The 20,389-nt window shown below is 50.0% G+C and carries 18 protein-coding genes; 10 read left to right on the top strand and 8 right to left on the bottom strand.

Annotated features, from left to right (window positions below; translation table 11 throughout):
- Positions 1-144 precede the first annotated feature (144 nt).
- Genes ABDZ76_RS10050 through tsaA form a run of 4 tightly spaced genes read left to right on the top strand, consistent with a single transcriptional unit; the run spans position 145 to position 3,525 of the window.
- Complete coding sequence (locus tag ABDZ76_RS10050) at positions 145-1,173, top strand: iron ABC transporter substrate-binding protein (protein ID WP_343804988.1); 1,029 nt, start codon at positions 145-147, stop codon at positions 1,171-1,173.
- Positions 1,173-2,216 carry a FecCD family ABC transporter permease gene (locus tag ABDZ76_RS10055; RefSeq protein ID WP_343804990.1) on the top strand — a complete coding sequence of 348 codons (1,044 nt, stop codon included), beginning with the start codon at positions 1,173-1,175 and terminating at the stop codon, positions 2,214-2,216. The genes ABDZ76_RS10050 and ABDZ76_RS10055 overlap by 1 nt, the downstream gene beginning before the upstream one ends.
- A complete protein-coding gene (locus ABDZ76_RS10060) occupies positions 2,213-3,001 on the top strand; it encodes an ABC transporter ATP-binding protein (RefSeq protein WP_343804992.1) in 789 nt (262 codons plus the stop codon). The genes ABDZ76_RS10055 and ABDZ76_RS10060 overlap by 4 nt, the downstream gene beginning before the upstream one ends.
- Complete coding sequence (gene tsaA, locus ABDZ76_RS10065) at positions 2,998-3,525, top strand: tRNA (N6-threonylcarbamoyladenosine(37)-N6)-methyltransferase TrmO (RefSeq protein WP_343804994.1); 528 nt, start codon at positions 2,998-3,000, stop codon at positions 3,523-3,525. The genes ABDZ76_RS10060 and tsaA overlap by 4 nt, the downstream gene beginning before the upstream one ends.
- A gap of 49 nt (positions 3,526-3,574) precedes the next feature.
- Here the strand turns inward: tsaA and iolG are convergent, their stop codons facing one another.
- Positions 3,575-4,582: an inositol 2-dehydrogenase gene (iolG, locus tag ABDZ76_RS10070; protein WP_343804996.1), complete on the bottom strand. Its 1,008-nt coding sequence runs from the start codon at positions 4,580-4,582 to the stop codon at positions 3,575-3,577.
- Positions 4,583-4,820: 238 nt separating this feature from the next.
- Between iolG and ABDZ76_RS10075 the strand changes: the two genes are divergently transcribed.
- From ABDZ76_RS10075 to ABDZ76_RS10100, 6 genes are all read left to right on the top strand, one after another.
- Positions 4,821-5,642, top strand: coding sequence for a MurR/RpiR family transcriptional regulator (locus ABDZ76_RS10075; protein WP_343805574.1), 822 nt, complete (start codon positions 4,821-4,823; stop codon positions 5,640-5,642).
- Positions 5,643-5,777: 135 nt separating this feature from the next.
- Positions 5,778-7,694 carry a bifunctional 5-dehydro-2-deoxygluconokinase/5-dehydro-2-deoxyphosphogluconate aldolase gene (locus ABDZ76_RS10080; protein WP_343804998.1) on the top strand — a complete coding sequence of 639 codons (1,917 nt, stop codon included), beginning with the start codon at positions 5,778-5,780 and terminating at the stop codon, positions 7,692-7,694.
- A 43-nt stretch (positions 7,695-7,737) separates the two neighbouring features.
- On the top strand, positions 7,738-9,561 hold the full coding sequence (gene iolD / locus ABDZ76_RS10085) for a 3D-(3,5/4)-trihydroxycyclohexane-1,2-dione acylhydrolase (decyclizing) (RefSeq protein WP_343805000.1): 1,824 nt from the start codon (positions 7,738-7,740) through the stop codon (positions 9,559-9,561).
- Positions 9,562-9,564: 3 nt separating this feature from the next.
- The gene (iolE, locus tag ABDZ76_RS10090; RefSeq protein ID WP_343805576.1) at positions 9,565-10,464 is read left to right on the top strand and encodes a myo-inosose-2 dehydratase; all 900 of its coding nucleotides are present in this window, start codon (positions 9,565-9,567) and stop codon (positions 10,462-10,464) included.
- Between the two features lie 3 nt (positions 10,465-10,467).
- Positions 10,468-11,295, top strand: coding sequence for a 5-deoxy-glucuronate isomerase (iolB, locus tag ABDZ76_RS10095; RefSeq protein ID WP_343805002.1), 828 nt, complete (start codon positions 10,468-10,470; stop codon positions 11,293-11,295).
- A gap of 378 nt (positions 11,296-11,673) precedes the next feature.
- The gene (locus ABDZ76_RS10100) at positions 11,674-11,973 is read left to right on the top strand and encodes a DUF1344 domain-containing protein (protein ID WP_343805004.1); all 300 of its coding nucleotides are present in this window, start codon (positions 11,674-11,676) and stop codon (positions 11,971-11,973) included.
- A gap of 79 nt (positions 11,974-12,052) precedes the next feature.
- On the opposite strand, the gene ABDZ76_RS10105 is transcribed toward ABDZ76_RS10100, so the two are convergent.
- The 7 genes from ABDZ76_RS10105 to ugpA form a co-directional block, all read right to left on the bottom strand.
- On the bottom strand, positions 12,053-12,853 hold the full coding sequence (locus ABDZ76_RS10105; RefSeq protein ID WP_343805006.1) for an inositol monophosphatase family protein: 801 nt from the start codon (positions 12,851-12,853) through the stop codon (positions 12,053-12,055).
- A gap of 26 nt (positions 12,854-12,879) precedes the next feature.
- The gene (locus ABDZ76_RS10110) at positions 12,880-13,941 is read right to left on the bottom strand and encodes an ABC transporter ATP-binding protein (RefSeq protein WP_343805008.1); all 1,062 of its coding nucleotides are present in this window, start codon (positions 13,939-13,941) and stop codon (positions 12,880-12,882) included.
- A complete protein-coding gene (locus ABDZ76_RS10115) occupies positions 13,938-16,157 on the bottom strand; it encodes an ABC transporter permease (RefSeq protein WP_343805010.1) in 2,220 nt (739 codons plus the stop codon). The genes ABDZ76_RS10110 and ABDZ76_RS10115 overlap by 4 nt, the downstream gene beginning before the upstream one ends.
- 83 nt (positions 16,158-16,240) lie before the next feature.
- Positions 16,241-17,266: an ABC transporter substrate-binding protein gene (locus ABDZ76_RS10120; protein ID WP_343805012.1), complete on the bottom strand. Its 1,026-nt coding sequence runs from the start codon at positions 17,264-17,266 to the stop codon at positions 16,241-16,243.
- A 253-nt stretch (positions 17,267-17,519) separates the two neighbouring features.
- On the bottom strand, positions 17,520-18,581 hold the full coding sequence (locus tag ABDZ76_RS10125; RefSeq protein WP_343805014.1) for a sn-glycerol-3-phosphate import ATP-binding protein UgpC: 1,062 nt from the start codon (positions 18,579-18,581) through the stop codon (positions 17,520-17,522).
- Positions 18,581-19,429, bottom strand: coding sequence for a sn-glycerol-3-phosphate ABC transporter permease UgpE (gene ugpE / locus ABDZ76_RS10130; RefSeq protein ID WP_343805016.1), 849 nt, complete (start codon positions 19,427-19,429; stop codon positions 18,581-18,583). Before ugpE ends, ABDZ76_RS10125 begins: the two co-directional genes overlap by 1 nt.
- A gap of 15 nt (positions 19,430-19,444) precedes the next feature.
- Positions 19,445-20,326, bottom strand: a complete 882-nt coding sequence (gene ugpA, locus ABDZ76_RS10135) for a sn-glycerol-3-phosphate ABC transporter permease UgpA (RefSeq protein ID WP_343805018.1) — start codon at positions 20,324-20,326, stop codon at positions 19,445-19,447.
- Positions 20,327-20,389 lie beyond the last annotated feature (63 nt).

The following is a 20,389-nucleotide window of genomic DNA, read 5'->3' on the forward strand; positions in this document are numbered from 1 at the left end:
CCTGAAATTTCTCTATTTGCTAATATAAATGGGAAAAACGGGTAAGGTTTGACAAGCGTTATGTTTTGTCAAATATAATGCTAATTATAATAAATCAGCCTTCGTTGCATAAACGCAAACACGGCTTAAACGGGAACCATCAGCATGCGCTTTCTCACCCTGCTTATCGCAGCATTTTTTGCCATTATCGGGACAGTGCACGCCCGAACATTTACCGACTCCGCCGGTCGTAAGGTTGAATTGCCGGACACGGTTAATTCGGTGCTGGCCGCAGGCCCGCCGGCATCCGTGTTGATTTACACAGTCGCGCCTGAAAAACTGGCAGGCTGGGTACGTGAACCTGGCGCAAAAGACAAAGAATATCTGCTGAAATCGGTTGCTGATCTGCCAACTTATGGCCGCCTGACCGGCAAAGGCGGAACTGCTAATATTGAAGCCGCTCTTGCAGCCAAGCCTGATTTTATACTTGATGTCGGCACAATCAGCGACACTTATATTTCATTGGCCGACAAGGTGCAGGAGCAAACCGGCATTCCTTATATTCTCATCGATGGCAGCTTTGATAAAACTGCTGATGTTTTCAAGCTGATGGGTGAATTGCTCGGCACCGAAGAACGCGCTCAGCAATTGGCTGATTACGCCACCAAAACCATTGATGGCCTGAATACAAAGCTTGGCGCTATTGCGCCGGAAAATCGCCCGGCCGTTTATTATGGCCGCGGTGCTGATGGCTTAGAAACCGGTATGGATGGTTCCATCAATTTGGAAATTCTAAACTTTGTCGGTGGCAAAAATGTTGCTGCCGCTACTGGTAAAGGCGGGTTGACCAATGTGTCGCTCGAGCAGGTTCTCACATGGAACCCGCACATTATCTTAGGTTCGGATGAGAAATTTGTTGCCGCAGTCAAGACCGACCCATTGTGGAAGGACGTGAATGCCGTGCAAAATGGTCTGGTTTTCCGCACTCCAATGCGTCCCTTTGGCTGGTTTGACACCCCCCCGAGTGTAAACCGCCTGATTGGCGTGCGTTGGCTGGTACAGATCCTCTACCCCGACAGTTTTGAAGGGGATTTGCGCGCCGAGACACGTGATTTCTACAAGCTGTTTTATCAGGTGGATCTGTCGGACGCCCAAGTAGATGCTTTGCTGCATGATGCGGTGCGCGCCCAATAATGACAGGCAACAAAAAAGGGCTGGCTGCTCATTACCTTCAAAGGCGGCCAGCCCTTATTTTTTATCTTTTTGTTTTAGCAGCACTGGCGGTTTTATCTTTAACCATCGGCAAATATCCGCTGAGCTTTAAAGACATTGCCGATGTGATTATCCATGCCGTCGCACCAAACTCCGCTCAACCGGATGCAATGGCGCAAAATGTCATCTGGAACATCCGCCTGCCACGCATTTTGCTGGCGCTCTTAGTCGGCGCATCCCTTGCAGCGGCTGGCGCCACCTATCAAGGTATTTTTCGCAATCCGCTCGTTTCGCCCGATATTCTGGGCGTTTCTGCCGGAGCCAGTTTGGGTGCCATTTTAGGGCTCTTCCTATATCTGCCGGTCGTGACTGTGCAGATTTTAAGCTTTTGCGGCGGATTGCTGGCTGTTGCCGCCGTTTATTCACTCGGCCTTGCAATCCGCAACCGCGATCCGGTGCTGGTGCTGGTGCTGGCCGGTATCGCGATTGGCGCCCTGGTGGGTGCCGCTATTTCTCTCTTGAAAATTCTGGCTGATCCCTATGATCAGTTGCCAGCCATTACCTATTGGCTGCTTGGCAGTTTAACCGCTGTCACCAGAGCAGATGTTTTATCTGTGCTTCCTGCTTTTATCCTCGGTTTAGTACCGCTGATGATTTTGCGCTGGCGGGTCAATTTACTGACACTCAGCGATGATGAAGCAAAAACCCTTGGCGTTAACACCGCTTGTTTACGCCCTCTGCTGATTGCTTCTGCAACGTTGATGACAGCCGCAGCTGTCTCCGTCACCGGTATTATTGGCTGGATCGGCCTTATCATTCCGCATATTGCACGCCTTCTTGTCGGCCCCGATTTTCGCAAGCTATTACCCGTTTCAATGATTTTGGGCGCTGGCTATTTGCTGATTGTTGACCTTTTAGCGCGTTCTATAGCAACCATTGAAATACCGCTTGGCATTTTAACTGCCACGGTCGGCGCACCATTTTTCATCTGGCTTCTCGCTTCCGGCAAACGAGGCTGGCAATGAAATTAAGCGCAGAAAACCTCAGTTTTGGCTATGGCAAACGCATCATCGCGCAAAATATCAATTTAAGCGTTGCGCAAGGTGAAGTGCTGTGTTTGCTAGGCGCCAATGGTGCTGGTAAAACAACGCTTTTTAAAACGCTGCTCGGCCTCATCAAGCCACATAGTGGCCGTATCACACTGGATGATGAGCCATTAGAGCAATTGAGCCTCCACCAGCGCGCCCGTAAAATTGCCTATGTGCCGCAAGCCCATAATGCACTTTTTCCGTTTGATGTGCTGGATGTAGTCGTCATGGGGGCAGCTGCCCAATTAAGCCTCACCGCCAAACCATCCGCATCAGAAATGCAGGAAGCATTGCACTTGCTTGAGCGTTTCAACATGGCGCATCTGGCCGATAAAGCCTATACGGAAATCAGCGGTGGCGAGCGCCAGATCGTCCTGATTGCCCGCGCTTTGATGCAAAAAGTACAAATTCTGGTGATGGACGAGCCAACCGCCAGCCTTGATTACGGCAATCAGTTACGCATTTTGCAGCTGATTAAAGAACTGTCAAAATCCGGCATCAGCGTTATTTTATCGACCCATAACCCCGATCACGCTTTTATCTGCGCCGATCAGGTCGTCCTGCTGCATCAAGGCGCACTCATTGCCAGCGGCACACCAAAAGCGGTCATCACGCCGGAAAACCTGAAAAAGATTTATCAAATCGACGTCACAATCGGTCAGCTTCACGGTAGCCCCTACCCGCTTTGCGCCCCTGTTTTACCTGAAAGCGAACATCAATGAGCGATCTAACACCCAAACAGGCTGCTGCTGAGAGTTTAGAAAGTGATCTTCGCCTTAATGAGCGTGCTGTCACAGCGCCCAAAGCGCAGGATGCAGGGCTTGAGTTTATCGGCCGTATCACAACCCCTTGGACATCCAGACTTGAATGTCCGCGCCAAGGCCGTCATGACGGGCCTTTATGCCAGATTGAAATTTTTGAACCTTGGGCGCCAGCTCTTGAAGGCATAGAAGAATTTCAACACTTGGAAATTCTTTATTGGCTGCATCAATCGCGCCGTGATCTGATTTTTCAAAGCCCTGCCAATAATGGTGAGATACGCGGCACATTTTCCATCCGCTCACCCATCCGGCCAAACCCGATCGGCACATCTATCGTTTTGCTGGAAAAAAGAGAAAATAATCTTCTCTGGGTGCGTGGGCTTGATTGCCTGAGTGATACACCGCTGCTTGATTTAAAGCCGGAGCGCTCAAGTTTCAAACCACTGGCTGCCCCACAAAAAGGCGATTTTGACATCTGCCCTTAAAGAAAACTGCGCTTGGAATAGAACATCCAAGCGCAGTTTATCAGTCAATTTAAGCGGTTATTTCCGAGAGCTTAACAGCCCGCTTTTCGCGCACCGATTTAAGGGCGGCTTCCGCCAATGCCAAAGCCATCAAACCATCTTGTGCCGAAGGCGATGCAGGGGTTTTATTATCCAGCGCATCAATAAAGGCAGCAATTTCTGCTGCATAGGCCTGCGTGTAGCGTGTCATGAAAAAATCATGCAGAGCGGGACGATTATAGCCGGTTTTTGTTGCCACTTCGATGGAAACCGGACGCTGATTTTCAGCAGATACCGCACCCAACGAGCCATGCACTTCAATGCGCTGATCATAGCCATAGCTTGCGCGGCGTGAATTGGAAATCACGCATTGCTTGCCGCTGGCAGTGGTCAAAATCACGCTGGCGCTGTCAAAATCGCCAAGTTCACCGATTATCGGATCAACCAGCACAGAGGCAGAAGCCATCACGCTGTCAATTTCTTCACCAAGCAAATAACGCGCCATATCAAAATCATGAATGGTCATATCGCGGAAAATACCACCCGAAACAGTGATATATTCAGGCGGCGGCGCACCCGGATCGCGGCTGGTGATGGTCACCATTTCCACATCACCAATGCGGCCATCATCAATGGCACCGCGTACCGCCTGAAAATGCGGATCAAACCGACGGTTGAAGCCCAGCATCACCGTTGCATTGGTTTCAGCAATGGTTTTCAGGCAGTCTCGCACACGCGCAATGCTCAGATCCACCGGCTTTTCACAAAAAACCGCTTTACCGGCACGCGCAAAACGCTCGATCAAATCAGCATGGGTGTTGGTTGGCGTGCAAATCAGCACTGCATCCACATCATCCGACTGCTCAATTTCTTCAATGGTGCGAATTTCGCAATCACCGGCCATTTTTGCTATAGCTTCAGCAGATGGCGCATGCGCATCCGCCACTGCAACAAGACGGGCACGCGGATCAGATGCAATTGCACCAGCGTGAACTTTGCCGATACGACCTGCCCCTAAGAGCGCAAGACGGGTTACCATAAATGTCTCCTCCCATTCACATTCAAGAACCTTTGGCGCACGCAAGAACCTGTGGTCAAAAAGCATCTGCAATGGAACAGTCATGGTTAGCTGTGGAATATTTATTCTATTTTGCTAGATTGTGATATAAGTTATGTCAAGAGGGCAGAAAATTTCATACACATTGCTCGTGTAAATTGCGCTCAACCAACGAAAGAATGTTGACCAGCTTCCTGCTGAGAGTTTCGAAAGAGATATGATGGACGATTTGCTGCCGCCGGAAAGCATAAAAGAATTTGAAGCAAGGCTTCTTGAAATATCGCCTGATCTGCCGAAACGCTTGAAACAATGCGCGGATTTTGTAGCCGCTAATCAAGACAGGATTGCCGTTTCCACCGTTGCCGAAATGGCGGAAGGCGCTGGCGTCCAAAGCTCTGCTTTCATGCGTTTCTGCCAGATTTTGGGCTTTTCCGGTTTTTCGGAAATGCAGCGTCTGTTCCGCAACTCTTATGCAGGCGGCTGGCCGGATTATAATACAAGACTGCATCATTTACGTGAAAGTGCCAGCGGCAGCGCATCTGCCTTATTGGCAGAATTTGCCGAAGCGGGACGCACATCGCTCGAATCTCTGCTTGGCACCATTGATCCGCTTGCTTTGGAAGAGGTCGTGCGCATTCTCTCGCAAGCACAGATGATCCATATTGTCGGCTTGCGCCGTGCTTTTGCCGTTGCCAGCTATCTGACTTATGCTCTGGAAAAAATGCAGGTGCCAGCGATGTTGCACAGCAGCGTTGGTGGTCTTGAAACGCCACATGCCATCCGCGAAGGCGATGTGCTGCTTGCAATTACTTTCTCGCCTTATTCTGCTGAAACTGTTGAATTAACTGAACAAATTTCAAATCGTAATATCCCTATTGTGGCGATTACCGACACCATTGTTAGCCCCTTATGCCGTATGGCCAAACAATCTTTGCTGATTTCAGAGGTTGATTTCGGTGCCTTCCGCTCGCTTTCCGCCACGCTTTGTCTGGCTATGACATTAGCGGTCGCTGTAGGCGGCAACAGGCAGGAGGAAATTTAAAAATATATTTGATTTTGATATTGCCAGCCTAAAAAATAGAATTTAAAATCTATTTTAAAATAAAAATGGAATATCAATATCAAGTCACTCGGAATACCAATGGTGACGGACAGTTAGAATGATGCGGGGAGGCATATGACTAAACCACTGGATCTGATCACGATTGGACGCTCATCGGTTGACCTTTACGGCGCGCAAGTGGGCGGCTTGTTGGAGGACATGGCCTCTTTTAACAAATATATTGGCGGTTCTCCCACCAATATTGCCTGTGGTACCGCACGTTTAGGTCTTAAGTCCGCACTTATCACCCGTGTCGGCAACGAGCATATGGGGCGCTTTATCGCCCGTGAATTGGAACGCGAAGGCGTGAATATTCAAGGTGTTGTCACTGACCCTGAGCGCCTCACCGCGCTTGTTTTGCTCGGCATCCGCGATCAGGAACAGTTCCCGCTGATTTTCTACCGCGAAAATTGCGCCGATATGGCGCTTTGCGAAGACGATATTGATCCGGCTTTCATCAGCCAGTCGCGCTCTGTTTGCGCAACCGGCACGCATTTATCACATCCACGCACTGAAGCAGCCGTTTTAAAAGCCTTGCGCATTGCCCGTGAAAATGATGCCAAAACTGCACTTGATATTGATTATCGCCCTAACCTTTGGGGTCTTTCCGGCCATGATGATGGTGAAAATCGCTTTATCTCCTCGCAACGCGTGACAGAAAAACTGCAATCAACCTTGCATTTGTTTGATCTCATCGTCGGTACAGAGGAAGAATTTCACATTGCCGGCGGCAGCACCGACACATTGGAAGCCCTGCGCAATGTGCGCGCTGTTTCCAAGGCCGTGCTTGTCTGCAAGCGCGGGCCTATGGGTGCCGTGGTTTTTGAAGGCGACATTCCCGCCAGTCTGGAAGATGGCCAAACCGGCGAAGGTTTTCCGATTGAGGTTTTCAATGTGCTTGGTGCCGGTGACGGCTTCATGTCCGGCCTGCTTTGCGGCTGGCTGAATGGCGAAGACTGGCCGACATCCCTAAAATATGCCAATGCTTGCGGAGCATTTGCCGTTTCGCGTCATGGCTGCACCCCTGCCTATCCGAGCTGGGAAGAGCTGCAATATTTCTTCAAAACCGGCATCCGCAACAAAGCTTTGCGTAAAGATGCAGCATTAGAACAAGTTCACTGGTCAACCAACCGCCATGGCAACTGGCCGCATATGCGTGTTTTTGCCTTTGATCATCGCTATCAGCTGGAAGATATTGCCAAGGAATGCAGTGCTCCGCTTGAAAAAATCGGCGCATTTAAAAAATTATGTCTTAAGGCTGCCCAAAAAGTCGCCGGAAATGATGCTCACAATCAAGGCTATGGCATTTTATGCGACAGCCGCCTTGGCCGTGATGCACTTTATCAAGCTTCCGGTTCCGGTCTTTGGATTGGCCGCCCTGTCGAATGGCCGACCTCGCGCCCGCTGACATTAGAGCCGGAGCTGGGCATTGATTATGGCGGGCTTAATGAATGGCCGGTTGAGCATGTGGTGAAAGTTCTCTGCTTCTATCATCCTGATGATAATGAAGCGATGCGCTTATCTCAGGAAGAAACCGTCAAACGCCTCTTTACGGCGGCACGACGCAATCGTTTGGAACTGCTTTTGGAAGTTATTCCTTCCAAAGTTGCCCCTGTTGACGATGAAACCAATGCGAAAATCATCGAGCGTTTCTACGAGATCGGTGTCTATCCCGATTGGTGGAAGCTGGAACCGTTGAAAACCAAAGCCGCTTGGCAAAATGCCTGCGATGCCATTACCCGCAACGATCCTTACACACGCGGTATTGTGGTTCTGGGACTTGAAGCACCACAGGAAGAACTGGCGCAAAGCCTGAAAATTGCCGCTGAATTTGATCTGGTTAAAGGTTTTGCCATTGGCCGCACCATTTTTGCCGATCCGGCACGCCTGTGGTTTGCTGGCCAAATGAGTGATGATGAAGCGGTAAACGAAATGGCAGCACGCTATCAAAATCTTTGCAATATCTGGGATGGTCTGCGCCAACAGCAGTAAGACCAACCCGTGAGCATGCCAAAACATGATTGGGAGTGAGATCATGAAAACAGTCCGATTAACCGCTGCGCAGGCAATGATCCGTTATCTTGCCAACCAGATGACACCGGAGGGAGAGCCTTTTATTGCCGGTGTCTGGGCGATTTTCGGTCATGGCAATGTGGCAGGCATTGGCGAGGCTCTCTATGCCGCGCGCGATGATATACAAACCTGGCGCGGTCATAATGAGCAAACCATGGCACATTCGGCCATTGCTTATGCCAAGCAGCTTGGCCGCAAGCGTGCCTGTGCGGTTACATCATCAATCGGCCCCGGTGCGCTCAATATGGTGACAGCCGCAGGCCTGGCACATGTTAACCGCTTGCCGGTTTTGTTTATTCCCGGTGATGTATTTGCCAATCGCGGCCCTGATCCGGTGTTGCAACAAATCGAAGATTTCAATGACGGCACTGTGAGTGTGACCGATTGCTTCCGCCCTGTCAGCCGCTATTTTGACCGCATCACACGGCCGGAACAATTGCTGACCGCTTTGCCACGTGCCTTCCGCACTATGACAGATCCGGCTGATTGCGGCCCTGTTACCCTTGCCTTCTGTCAGGATGTGCAAGCGGAAGCTTATGATTATCCGCTTTCGTTTTTTGAGCGCAAAATCTGGCACCAGCGCCGCCCGGAGCCAGACCAGTTTGAGCTGGCAGAAGCTATCAAAGCCATTCAACTTGCCAAAAATCCGGTCATTATTGCAGGTGGCGGTGTGCATTATTCCAGCGCATGTGCTGCTTTACAAGCATTTGCAGAGAAACACTCTATTCCGGTGATTGAAACACAGGCCGGAAAATCGGCTCTGCCATGGGATCATCCGCTTAATTTTGGCCCTGTCGGTGTCACAGGCGCATCAAGCGCCAATAAAATCGCCGAAGATGCCGATCTGATCATCGGTGTCGGCACCCGTTTTCAGGATTTCACCACCGGTTCATGGGCACTCTTCCGCAATCCTGAATGTCGGATTCTGGCGCTGAATGTGCAAGCCTATGACAGTGCAAAACATGACGCATTACCACTGGTTTCCGATGCCAAGGCAGGGCTTGCAGCTTTAACCTCAGGCTTGAATAGTTATCGTGCAGCCACACCGGATGCGGCTTTGAAGGCAGCTTGGTTTGCCAGTGCTGATCAAGATACAGCCGCACCCAAAGACGACAACCAATTGCCGACCGACATGCAGGTGATCGGTGCAGTTCAGCGTCAATCGCGTGAAAACACTGTTGTCATGTGTGCCGCAGGCACCATGCCTGGCGAGTTGCATCAGCTTTGGAAAGCCTCGCGCCCGATGTCCTATCACATGGAATACGGCTTTTCCTGCATGGGCTACGAGATTGCCGGTGGCTTGGGCATCAAAATGGCCGAGCCTGATCGCGATGTGATCGTGATGGTCGGTGACGGCTCTTATATGATGGCCAATTCCGAGCTTGCGACGGCTGTGATGATGGGTATCAAAATCACTGTCGTGATTACCGATAATCGCGGCTATGGCTGCATCAACCGTCTGCAAATGGCAACCGGTGGCGCAGAATTTAACAATCTGCTCGACCACAGCAATCATGTGAACCCGTCACATATCGACTTTGCCGCTCATGCCGCCGCTATGGGAGCCGATAGCTATAAAGTCTCATCCATTGCAGAGCTTGAAGCAAGTCTGGCAACCGTCCGCGCTAGCAATAAGGTCAGCGTTATCGTGATTGATACAGACCCCTACCCGACCCCCGCCACTGGCAGATATTGGTGGGATGTTGCCGTGCCTGAAGTCTCTGAGCGCGCAGAAGTGCGCGAAGCCCGTAAAAATTATGAAGCCGCTCTGAAAGAAAGAAACTGAGTGATGATCCTCTACGGTACAAACCCAATCGCATGGACCAATGATGACGACCGCAGCCTCGGCGCACATATCTCGCTCGACCAATGTTTGGACGAGGCTTCGGCCATCGGCTTTGACGGCATTGAAAAAGGCCATAAATTTCCGCAAGAACCTGTCGCGCTCAAAGCCGTACTGGAACCACGGAACTTACGCTATATTTCCGGCTGGCATTCGCTCAATCTGCTGACAAACAGCATTGAAGACGAGAAAAAAGCCATGCAGCCCGCGCTTGATTTGTTAAAAGCCATGGATTGCAAGGTGATTATCACCTGCGAAACATCCAATGCCATCCACGGTGACAATGACAAAGCCTTGGAACTGCGCCCGCATCTTGATGCTGGCGCATGGGCAAAATTTGGTGCCGGTGTTGAAGAGCTGGCGAAATTTGCAGCCTCTCAAGGCATTACGCTCGTTTATCACCACCATATGGGCACGATTATCGAAAGTGAAGAAGAGATTGACTTGCTTATGCAGCACACCGGATCAGCAACCAAATTGCTGCTTGATACCGGCCATTGCCTGTTTGGTGGCGGCAATCCGCAGCGCGTTGCCCGCAAACATATGGCACGTGTTGCCCATATTCATGCCAAAAACCTGCGCCCGAACATTGCCGCAGAAGTCAAAGAGCAAAAACTTTCCTTCCTCGAAGCTGTACGCCGTGGTGCATTCACGGTACCGGGCGATGCTGAAGGCGGTGTTGATTTCGTTCCGGTTTTGAAGATCGCTGCCGAGCACGGCTATCAGGGCTGGCTGGTAATTGAAGCAGAGCAAGATCCGGTGGTGCGCAATCCGCTCCAATATCAAACCCTTGGTTTGAAATCTTTGAAAGCCTATGCCCGAGAGGCCGGTTTAGATAAAGGATAGGTCATGGCAAATTTGTTACGCAAACCCCAGTCTACCAGCGGTAAAGTGCATGACATCACGCCGGAAAGCGCCAATTGGGGTTATGTCGGCTTTGGTCTTTACAAGTTGAAGGCCGGTGAAAGCGCTTCGGAAACCACCAATGACACCGAGGTCATTCTGGTGCTGGTGGAAGGCAAAGCGAAAGTCAGTGCCACCACCTCCGACAGTGCCCATGATTTTGGTGAACTGGGTGAGCGGATGAATGTGTTTGAGCGCTTGCCGCCGCATTGCGTCTATATTCCGGCGCAAAGCAACTGGCAGGCCGTTGCCACAACCGATTGCACTCTGGCCATTTGCACAGCACCTGCCAAAGCTGGCCGCCCTGCACAAATTATTGGCCCTGACAACATCCAGCTCGAACAGCGCGGCCAAGGTGCCAATACCCGCTTTATCCATAATATTGCAATGGAAGGGCGTGATGTTGCCGACAGCCTGCTGGTGACAGAAGTGTTCACCCCGCAGGGCAACTGGTCCTCTTACCCGCCACACCGCCATGATGAAGATAATTATCCGGATATGACCTATCTGGAAGAAACTTATTATCATCGTCTCAACCCATCACAAGGCTATGGCATCCAGCGCGTTTTCACCGAAGACGGCAGTTTGGACGAAACCATGGCTGTTGCTGATGGTGATGTGGTGTTGGTGCCAAAAGGGCACCATCCATGTGGCGTACCTTACGGCTATGAAATGTATTATCTCAACGTCATGGCAGGGCCTTTACGCAAGTGGCGCTTCCAAAATCACCCTGACCATGACTGGATTTATCAACGGGACAGCAAAAAAAGCTAAAGATCAATTGAATGTGATTAGAATTTTTTTGCCTTATTTCGACCCAAAATGAATTCAAATGCCACTTTTAAAATATGCCGCCGGAAAGGGTAAAAAACCTCTCCGGCGGTTTTTTATATTAGAAATCAATAATTTATGAAGTTTTTATGACAGCTGTGATCGCTGCAACAATTATTGATTTGTGGCGCCTTATTCATTGTTCATTTAAAAAACGCACGAAAATGTGATTGTTCAATCATGTTCAACAATTCGTTACTTTTCCAACTATTGTTTATTTCAAGGTTTCACCCCAAATTAGGCCCATCACAAGCAGTGACGACGTAATACCCAACATCCTCTCAATAACGTCACTGCACATTATGAAGAATGGAAAATAAAATGCGTAAGATCCTTATTGCTACTCTTGCTGTTTCAACACTTGCTTCAGCCTCTATTGCATCAGCTGCAACATTTACTACAACCGGTACAATTGAAAAGCTGAATATGTTTGCAAACACCGTACAGCTTTCAGATGGTGACTCATTTAAACTTCCTAACGGCACAGACCTCAGCGGTGTTTCTGCTGGTCAGAAAGTACAGATCAACTGGTCCTCACAGTCCCCTTTATGGATTGCAAACCCAAGCAGCGACACAGATCGCATGCAGCTGAATGCTGACAGCATCTCACTTGCTCATTAATTTCGATTAAGAGCTAAAAAACGGGCGCTACCTGTAAACACAGGCAGCGCCCCAATTATTTCGTTAAATCAATAAGTTATTAAAGCTGCGCGATCTCTTTTAATGCATCGACCGCTTGCGGTGCCGCAGCAAAAACCGGTGCGCCTTTGGTCAGATTTTCTCCGTCAACCGGAAACGGATAGCAATAACCGCCTGCTTCTTCGATCAGGCAAAATGCAGCCATGCAATCCCAAGCATGCATATAGCCTTCAAAAAAGCCCACCAAACGCCCAGCCGCCACATAAGCCAGCATCAAAGCGCCAGAACCATTGCGGACAAAATTGCCCTGTGCCGTCAGCAACCGCTCAATCACGCCAGCGACAAAAGCCGGCGTAACATGACTATTAGCACTAATTGCCGTCACGCCCGTCTGCACTGTGTTGGTTGGGTCAACCTTGATGGTTTTATCGTTCAAAACAGCGCCCATGCCTTGAGCTGCCGCATAAACTTCATTGTGACACGGCGCTGAAATCACACCGATCACAGGCTTATCCTGATATAAAACGGCTATCGACACACACCAGTTCGGCATGCCATGAACAAATGGGCTGGTGCCGTCAATCGGATCAACCACCCAAGTATAGCCGCTTGTGCCTCTGTTCAGGCCATATTCTTCGCCCAAAAAGCCATCATCGCCAAAATGAGCCGTTACCTTATCACGAATGAGCGTTTCCACATTGCGGTCAGCGATGGAAACCACGTCCTGCGGGTCGCGTTTGGTTTCAATCACCAGCGTTTCGCGCCGGTTAAAGTAATCCAGAGCCAAGGCTCCGGCTTTTTCTGCAATCAGTTTTGCCAGCGCAAATCTTTGCTCAAGTGCAGACGCAGCCGCTGTCACCATGATATTCCCCTATCCAAACGATAAATTTAATGATGAATAAGCGCCAGTCCGCGCCCTTTCAGATGCACTGCCACCGATGTATCACGTGGCAATGGTTCATCTGCATCCATATCAACGACAAATAATTTGCCAAATTTAGTTTCCACCTCATATTCGATATGGTCGCCAAGATAGGCTGAATGGGTAATCGTGCCCATTAATGCACCATTTGTCGCTTGTTCAAGCTTAATAGAATTTGGCCGAACGGCCAATTGCGCCTTGCCGGTCACCGCATGTGCGCTCGGTAATTGATGTTTCAGATCACCGATATACACACTCGCCAAACCATTTTCTACACGGCTTACTTCACATGGCAAAACATTGGCCTCCCCCATAAAATCGGCAATGAAAGCGGAAGCCGGTGCTTCATAAAGCTCGCGTGGCGAACCTTTTTGCGCAATATCACCATCTTTCATTACGATAATCGTGTCAGAAACCGCCAGTGCTTCATCCTGATCATGGGTTACATAAACGGCGGTAAAGCCAAGTCGCTGTTGCAGCTCACGAATTTCCGTTCGCACGCGGCGTCTTAACCGTGCATCCAGATTGGAAAGCGGCTCATCCAGCAGCAAAACCTGCGGCTCCAGCACCAGAGCACGGGCAACCGCCACACGTTGCTGCTGACCACCCGAAAGCTCTGCCGGTAAACGATGCCCCATACCGGCCAAGCCGACCAGAGCAAGCCCCTCTTCGGCGCGCTCACGCGCTTCTGCTTTTTTCAAACCCGATGACTGCAACCCATAGGCCACATTATCCAATGACGTCATATGCGGAAACAAAGCATAAGACTGGAATACCATCGACACATCGCGCTCATTGGCAGGCAGGTTGGTGACATCTTTACCGCCGATCAGCACCCGCCCCGAGGTTGGATGTTCCAGCCCTGCCAGCAAGCGTAAAGTCGTGGTTTTACCGCAACCGGAAGGCCCCAGAAGCGTCACCAGTGTGCCCGGTTCCACTGTCATGGATAAATCCGGCAGCGCAGTGAAATCACCAAATTTCTTGGTCACATTCTGAAAACTGACAGAACCTGCTTTAATCATAGTCATACAGCATTCTCCTGTTGCTGTGAGGCTTTGGTTGGGGCGATGCGGTTTTCACGCCGCAACTGGCGTTGTCCGACCAGTAGCTGGAACACCGTAATCACCACCAGCATCACAACGATAAGCATCGAGGAATAAGCAATCGCCACGCCAAATTCGCCGTTTTCGACCAGCCCGACAATATAAGATGTCGCCATATTATATTGCGCGCTGACGAGGAAAATCACCGCACTGATTGAAGTGATCGCCCGCACAAAGGAATAGACCAGAGATGCCGTAATAGCAGGGCGCAACAATGGCAGAATAACCTTGCGCAAGGTACGCAAACTATCTGCACGCAATGTCAGCGATGCCTCATCAAGGCTGCGGTCAAGCTGGCTCATCGCTGCTATGCCGCCACGAACGCCCACCGGCATATTGCGGAAGACAAAACAGGCAATCAGCACCAAGGCCGTTCCGGTCATTTCCAGCGGCGGCAGGTTGAAAGCCATAATATAGCTGACACCAATAACCGTGCCCGGAATAGCAAAGCTCAGCATCAGCGCGAATTCAAATACGCTGCGGCCATAAAATTTCTGCCGCACGATCAGATAGGCGGTCAGCATCCCAACAGCGGCCGTCAAAGGTGCTGAAATCAACGAGATTTCCATGGTTGTCCAGAAGGAATTCCACGCAACACCCGTCCATGCAATGCCGTCTTCAGTGAAAGCGACCGAGAACGCACGGCGATAATGATCAATTGTCAGCGTGTTATCGAGCCCCCATGTTTTGACAAAGCCGCCAACGATGATCATGCCGTAAACAACAAGCGTGAAGATAACCCACGGAATGACCAGCGCATAAACGCCGATTTCCAATGATTTTGGCAAAGCGGCATGCATGCCTGAATCGCCTTTGCCGGTAACGGTGGCAAAGTTTTTGCCCGACAACCACATGCGCTGAATGAGAAAAGCGCTAAGTGTGAAAATCAGCAGCACAATTGCCAGAACGGCTGCGCGTGACGGGTCCGTTTGTGAACCAACAACCGCAAAGAAAATTTCCGTCGATAACACGCCATGACTGCCGCCGAGCACCATCGGATTGCCGAAATCGGCCATGCTTTCAATGAAACTGATCAGAAAAGCATTGGCAATGCCCGGTGCCATCAATGGCAATGAGACCTGCTGGAAGGTGCGCCAACGGTCGGCACGCAAGGTTTGCGAAGCCTCTTCCATTGAAGGTGAAACACCTTCCACCACGCCAATGAGCACCAAAAACGAAATCGGTGTGAAGGATAGAACCTGCGCAATCCAGATCCCGGTAATGCCATATAACCAGCGCCCCGGTTCAATACCGAGAAATGAGGATACGGCTTGTGTTGCCACACCAGCACGGCCAAAAAGCAGGGTCAATGCCAGACCGATCACGAATGGCGGCGTGATGATCGGCAAAATAGTTAACAGGCGCAGGCCTTTTTTATATGGAAAATTAGTGCGTGTCGCGAGCAATGCAAAGGCCAATCCAAGCACCGTAGAACCGCTCGCTGTCATCAGCGCCAGCCATAAAGTGCGCCATGCCACGCCGCAGCGTGTGCCATCAATGACACAGCCAAAACTCCAGATCGACGGATCCTGAATATTACGGATAAAGCCATCCGGCTTGAATGAACCGTCAAAATCCTGCACCGAACCGGCAAACATGCTGAAAAGCGGGTAGAAAACAAAAACGACAACCAGCACCGACAACATCGAGATGGAAGCCAAGATAAAAGCATCACCTTTCAGCACGCCACGCTCGGCCAGACTGAAGGCAAAAATCAAAACAAAACAAATTCCGGCAATCACCGCACCGGTACCAAAAGCGGGCTGCCCATCCGGCAAAATACCAAAGAGATTTTCGGTAAAAACCCAGTTCCAGCCGCCAAAGCCAATCGCAAGCCCTTGCAAAGCAAGATATAAAAAGCCCAGCACACTGAGAAGCGTCAATAAATGACTGCGTTTTGGCGGCGACGCCCATAAACGCGCAGCGCCACAAAGCGCCATCAGCAAAACAATGCCCCAAAGCCAGAAACGGTTATAAGCCAGCAATTGCATCATGCCGGAGCCGTACTCCTGATTGCTCAGGAAATCGGACAACCATTTCAGACTAAAGAACCCGCCTTCAATGCGGTACCAGGGCAAAAGGATGAAGCTTGCCAAAAATACGGCCAGCACAACATCCAGTCTACGGTTTTGCTGCTTCATTGCATGCCACGCTTTCTGATTGAGTGAAACCACCAACCGCAGGCCGGTTTCATTCAGCCTGCGGTCAGATTTTTACTGTTTCATCAGTTGGCACTGGCTCCGATTTCACGATCCCAACGCTCCAGAATCTGCTTGCGCTTTTCCGGATCGCCATAGGTTTTAAAGTCATAATCAATCAGCTTGATATCTTCAAAACGCGGGGATTCTTTCGGCACTTCAGCATTTTTATTAGAAGGAAGCTGGAATGATTTTGCATCCTTCATGGTTGATTGCACGTCTGCTTTGAGCACCCAATCATACCATTTCTTTGCATTTTCCAGATTGCGCGCGCCTTTGATGATCGACATTGAGCCGATTTCATAACCCGTGCCTTCGCATGGACCCACGCTCACAATCGGAAAACCTTCCGCCGTCATCGAAACCGCATCATGCATAAACACAATGCCAATGGCATTTTCGCCGCGTGCTGCCGATTTAACCGGTGCCGAACCCGACTTGGTATATTGCGAAATATTGGCATTCAGCTTCTTCATATATTCAAAAGCCGGTTCTTCACCCATAATCTGCACCAATGTGGCAAGGGCAGTATAGGCGGTGCCCGATGAATTGGGGTTCGCCATCTGAATCTCGCCTTTAAAGCCCGGATCAAGCAAATCCGCCCAGCATTTTGGCGGTTGCAGGTTTTTCTTGGCCAGTAATTCGGTATTATAGCCCCAGCCTAGCGCACCAGCATAAACGCCGACGGTTCTAAAGCCTGAGCTTTCTGCCTGTTTAACCGCCCAATCATTCAGCTCGTCCAGCATCGGAGACTTATATTCCAGTGTCAGCCCTTCAGAGGCTGCCTGCATATGCGGATCGCCTGTCCCCGCCCACCAAATATCAGTTTTCGGGTTGCGTGCTTCTGCGCGCACTTTGGCGTAAGTCTCGCCCGATGAAAGACGAACCATATTCACCTGAATATTAGTTTCTTTTTCAAACATGTTTTTCATTTGCTCGCAAATAACCACATCGGCCGAGCAAATGAGATTAAGATTGCCTTCTGCTTGCGCAGAATACGCAAACATTGAGGCTCCGGCTGCTAAAGTCGCAACAAAAAGTGTTGAACGCATGAAATCCTCCCGTTTATACGGCGCCTCCACGCCGCTCGCTTTTACCGCGAAACTAAATAGTTGGACTAAATCCGCCGACTGTCAACAGTACTGACAAAATAATTCCATAAATAGAATAAAACAGTTCAAAAATTCTAATTTGAAAAAACAACAATATATACAAGCTGGCGGCACATATAGGTTCCGCCAGCCTTAGATCACGTCTTATTACCTTAAAGCCTGTCATAATAGCAGACAGGCTTAGTCATTGAATTTAAAGATTTATCCGCCGACCATCGCGGTCAAAAAGATGGATATTTTCCGCTTCCGCACCAATATGGATCATATCACCCACTTTCATGCGGCTGCGTCCGGCAACGCGGAAAATAAAGCTCACATCATCATTCAGATGGCTGTGAATATAGCTTTCCGCCCCCACCAATTCGATTGCATCAACATGAACTTGCGTTTTAAAGGCCGGCTGAGCATGGTCTTCTACCACAACCACATCTTCAGGGCGCACGCCAATCGTGTGAATGTCACGCAGCAGCGCTTCATTAGCGTTTAAATTGAGGCTGTAATTGCTGTTGCCGACCTGATCGAGCGCCAGCAAATTCATTGAAGGCGAGCCGATAAAGGTTGCAACAAAAGTGGTTGCCGGTTTTTCATAAAGTTCAATCGGCGTGCCAACCTGCTCGATGCGCCCGCCATTGAGCACCACCAGCCTGTCGGCAAGGGTCATTGCTTCCATCTGGTCATGGGTCACATAAACGCTTGTCGTGGCAAGCGAGCGTTGCAGGCGCTTGATTTCCACACGCATCTGCACGCGCAATTTGGCGTCCAGATTGGAAAGCGGCTCATCAAACAAAAACGCTGCCGGTTCACGCACGATCGCCCGCCCCATCGCCACACGTTGGCGCTGACCGCCGGAAAGCTGACGTGGTTTACGATCAAGGAAATCATAAATTTCCAGCGATTTTGCCGCTGCCTCGATGCGACGGTCAATTTCGGCTTTCGGCGTTTTACGGTTTTTAAGGCCATAAGCCAGATTTTCACGCACCGTCATATGCGGATAAAGCGCATAATTCTGGAACACCATGGCAATATCGCGCTCGGACGGCTCAATATCATTCACCACACGGTCGCTGATGGAAATCGTTCCGTCCGTGATGCTTTCCAGCCCTGCAATCATGCGCAAAAGGGTGGATTTTCCGCAGCCCGAAGGCCCGACCAGCACCAGAAACTCGCCATCATCAATGGTCAGTGAAACGCCTTTGATAACGTCATTTTTGCCATCATAGGATTTGCGAACATTATCGAGAATAATTTTACTCATTATTTTTCCGTTTCAACCAGACCTTTGACGAACCAACGCTGCATCAGCACCACCACGAGGATGGGCGGCAGGATCGCCAGAATTGCTGTAACCATGACGTAATTCCATGGTGTGGAAGCATCGGCAAAATCGACCATACGTCGCAAACCGATAATGATTGTGTTCATTTTGGCATCATTGGTAACAAGCAACGGCCACAAATATTGCGTCCAGCCATAGATAAACAGGATGACAAAAAGCGCTGCGATATTTGTTTTTGAAAGCGGCAGCAAAATATCGCGCATGAAACGCCAAGGTCCGGCATTATCAATACGTGCGGCCTCCACCAATTCGCCCGGAATGGTCAGGAAAAACTGGCGGAACAGGAATGTCGCCGTCGCAGACGCAATCAATGGCAATGTCAAACCGGCATAAGTATCAATCATACCGAGATCAACAATCACCTTATAGGTCGGCAAAATGCGCACTTCCACCGGCAGCATCAGCGTGACAAAAATCATCCAGAAAAACACCATACGGAAGCGGAACCGGAAGAAGACAATCGCAAAAGCCGACAAGAATGAGACGATAATTTTACCGACGGCAATGATCATCGACACGACAAATGTGTTCCACAACAGGCGTTCAAGACTGACGCCGACAACGCGCTCGACACCGCCGAAAATGGCCGATTTATAGTTTTCCACCAAGTGATCGCCCGGCAGCAACGACATAGGTGCGCGGATGATTTCAATGGAGCTCATCGATGATGCGATGAAAGTATAATAAATCGGAAAAGCAACAATGATAATCCCGAGGATCAGGATGAAATGCCCGATCAGGCTGGATAGCGGACGTTTTTCAATCATAACAACCGCCCTCCTTTAAGAATAGTGCACGCGCTTCTCAATGAAGCGGAATTGAATTGCGGTCAGAGCGATCACGATCACCATCAAAATCACCGATTGCGCTGCTGATGTCCCAAGGCTCAAATTGACGAAACCATCATTATAAACCTTATAAACCAGCGTTTCAGTGGCTTTGGCAGGCCCGCCGCCGGTAACCGAATGGATGATGCCGAAAGTGTCGAAGAAGGCATAAACAATATTGACCACCATCAGGAAGAAGGTTGTCGGCGCCAGAAGCGGGAAGACAATTGTCCAGAAACGGCGCGCGCCCCTCGCCCCGTCAATCGCAGCAGCTTCAATCAAAGATTTCGGAATAGCCTGAAGACCGGCAACAAAGAACAAGAAATTATAGCTGATCTGTTTCCATGCAGCTGCAACCACAATCAGCCCCATTGCCTGATCACCGTTCAACAGCGGATCCCAGTAAATGCCGTTTTTACGCAGCAAATAAGCAAGTGTTCCCATGGCCGGATTAAACATAAACAGCCACAACATACCGGCAACCGCAGGCGCTACAGCATAAGGCCAGATCAGCAAGGTGCGGTAGAAAGTTTGCCCTTTCACCACTTTATCAACGGCTGTTGCCAGCAACAATGCAACGCCCATCGCCAACAAAGTTGTCAGCACATTGAAAACAATCGTTATTTTAAAGGAGTGCAGATAGTTCGGATCAGAAAGCACCAGCTGAAAATTGGCAAGCCCGACAAAAGTGCTGCGCAACCCAAAAGGATCCTCGCGCATCAGCGACTGGTAAATCGCCTGACTGGCTGGCCAGAAAAAGAAAATAACGGTTAAAATAATTTGTGGTGCCACCAGCACATAAGGCAGAACCTTATTGGGAAAGGTAACTTTCTGCACGGTCTCTCCTTTAAACAAGACTGCCGCCGGTTTTTAAAACAGGCGGCAGAAGCTCAGAGATGA

It is taken from the genome of Paenochrobactrum glaciei (assembly GCF_039522165.1).
GTDB lineage: Bacteria > Pseudomonadota > Alphaproteobacteria > Rhizobiales > Rhizobiaceae > Paenochrobactrum > Paenochrobactrum glaciei.

Bases quoted from the DNA above. Each gene is read 5' to 3' on its own strand.
- iolD (WP_343805000.1), top strand. From the start codon at position 7,738: ATGAAAACAGTCCGATTAACCGCTGCGCAGGCAATGATCCGTTATCTT.
- ABDZ76_RS10125 (WP_343805014.1), bottom strand. From the start codon at position 18,581: ATGAGTAAAATTATTCTCGATAATGTTCGCAAATCCTATGATGGCAAA.
- ABDZ76_RS10060 (WP_343804992.1), top strand. From the start codon at position 2,213: ATGAAATTAAGCGCAGAAAACCTCAGTTTTGGCTATGGCAAACGCATC.
- ABDZ76_RS10115 (WP_343805010.1), bottom strand. From the start codon at position 16,157: ATGAAGCAGCAAAACCGTAGACTGGATGTTGTGCTGGCCGTATTTTTG.
- ABDZ76_RS10105 (WP_343805006.1), bottom strand. From the start codon at position 12,853: ATGGTGACAGCGGCTGCGTCTGCACTTGAGCAAAGATTTGCGCTGGCA.
- ABDZ76_RS10110 (WP_343805008.1), bottom strand. From the start codon at position 13,941: ATGACTATGATTAAAGCAGGTTCTGTCAGTTTTCAGAATGTGACCAAG.
- ugpE (WP_343805016.1), bottom strand. From the start codon at position 19,429: ATGATTGAAAAACGTCCGCTATCCAGCCTGATCGGGCATTTCATCCTG.
- ABDZ76_RS10075 (WP_343805574.1), top strand. From the start codon at position 4,821: ATGGACGATTTGCTGCCGCCGGAAAGCATAAAAGAATTTGAAGCAAGG.
- iolE (WP_343805576.1), top strand. From the start codon at position 9,565: ATGATCCTCTACGGTACAAACCCAATCGCATGGACCAATGATGACGAC.
- ABDZ76_RS10050 (WP_343804988.1), top strand. From the start codon at position 145: ATGCGCTTTCTCACCCTGCTTATCGCAGCATTTTTTGCCATTATCGGG.
- ABDZ76_RS10120 (WP_343805012.1), bottom strand. From the start codon at position 17,266: ATGCGTTCAACACTTTTTGTTGCGACTTTAGCAGCCGGAGCCTCAATG.
- tsaA (WP_343804994.1), top strand. From the start codon at position 2,998: ATGAGCGATCTAACACCCAAACAGGCTGCTGCTGAGAGTTTAGAAAGT.
- ABDZ76_RS10080 (WP_343804998.1), top strand. From the start codon at position 5,778: ATGACTAAACCACTGGATCTGATCACGATTGGACGCTCATCGGTTGAC.
- iolB (WP_343805002.1), top strand. From the start codon at position 10,468: ATGGCAAATTTGTTACGCAAACCCCAGTCTACCAGCGGTAAAGTGCAT.
- ABDZ76_RS10100 (WP_343805004.1), top strand. From the start codon at position 11,674: ATGCGTAAGATCCTTATTGCTACTCTTGCTGTTTCAACACTTGCTTCA.
- ABDZ76_RS10055 (WP_343804990.1), top strand. From the start codon at position 1,173: ATGACAGGCAACAAAAAAGGGCTGGCTGCTCATTACCTTCAAAGGCGG.
- iolG (WP_343804996.1), bottom strand. From the start codon at position 4,582: ATGGTAACCCGTCTTGCGCTCTTAGGGGCAGGTCGTATCGGCAAAGTT.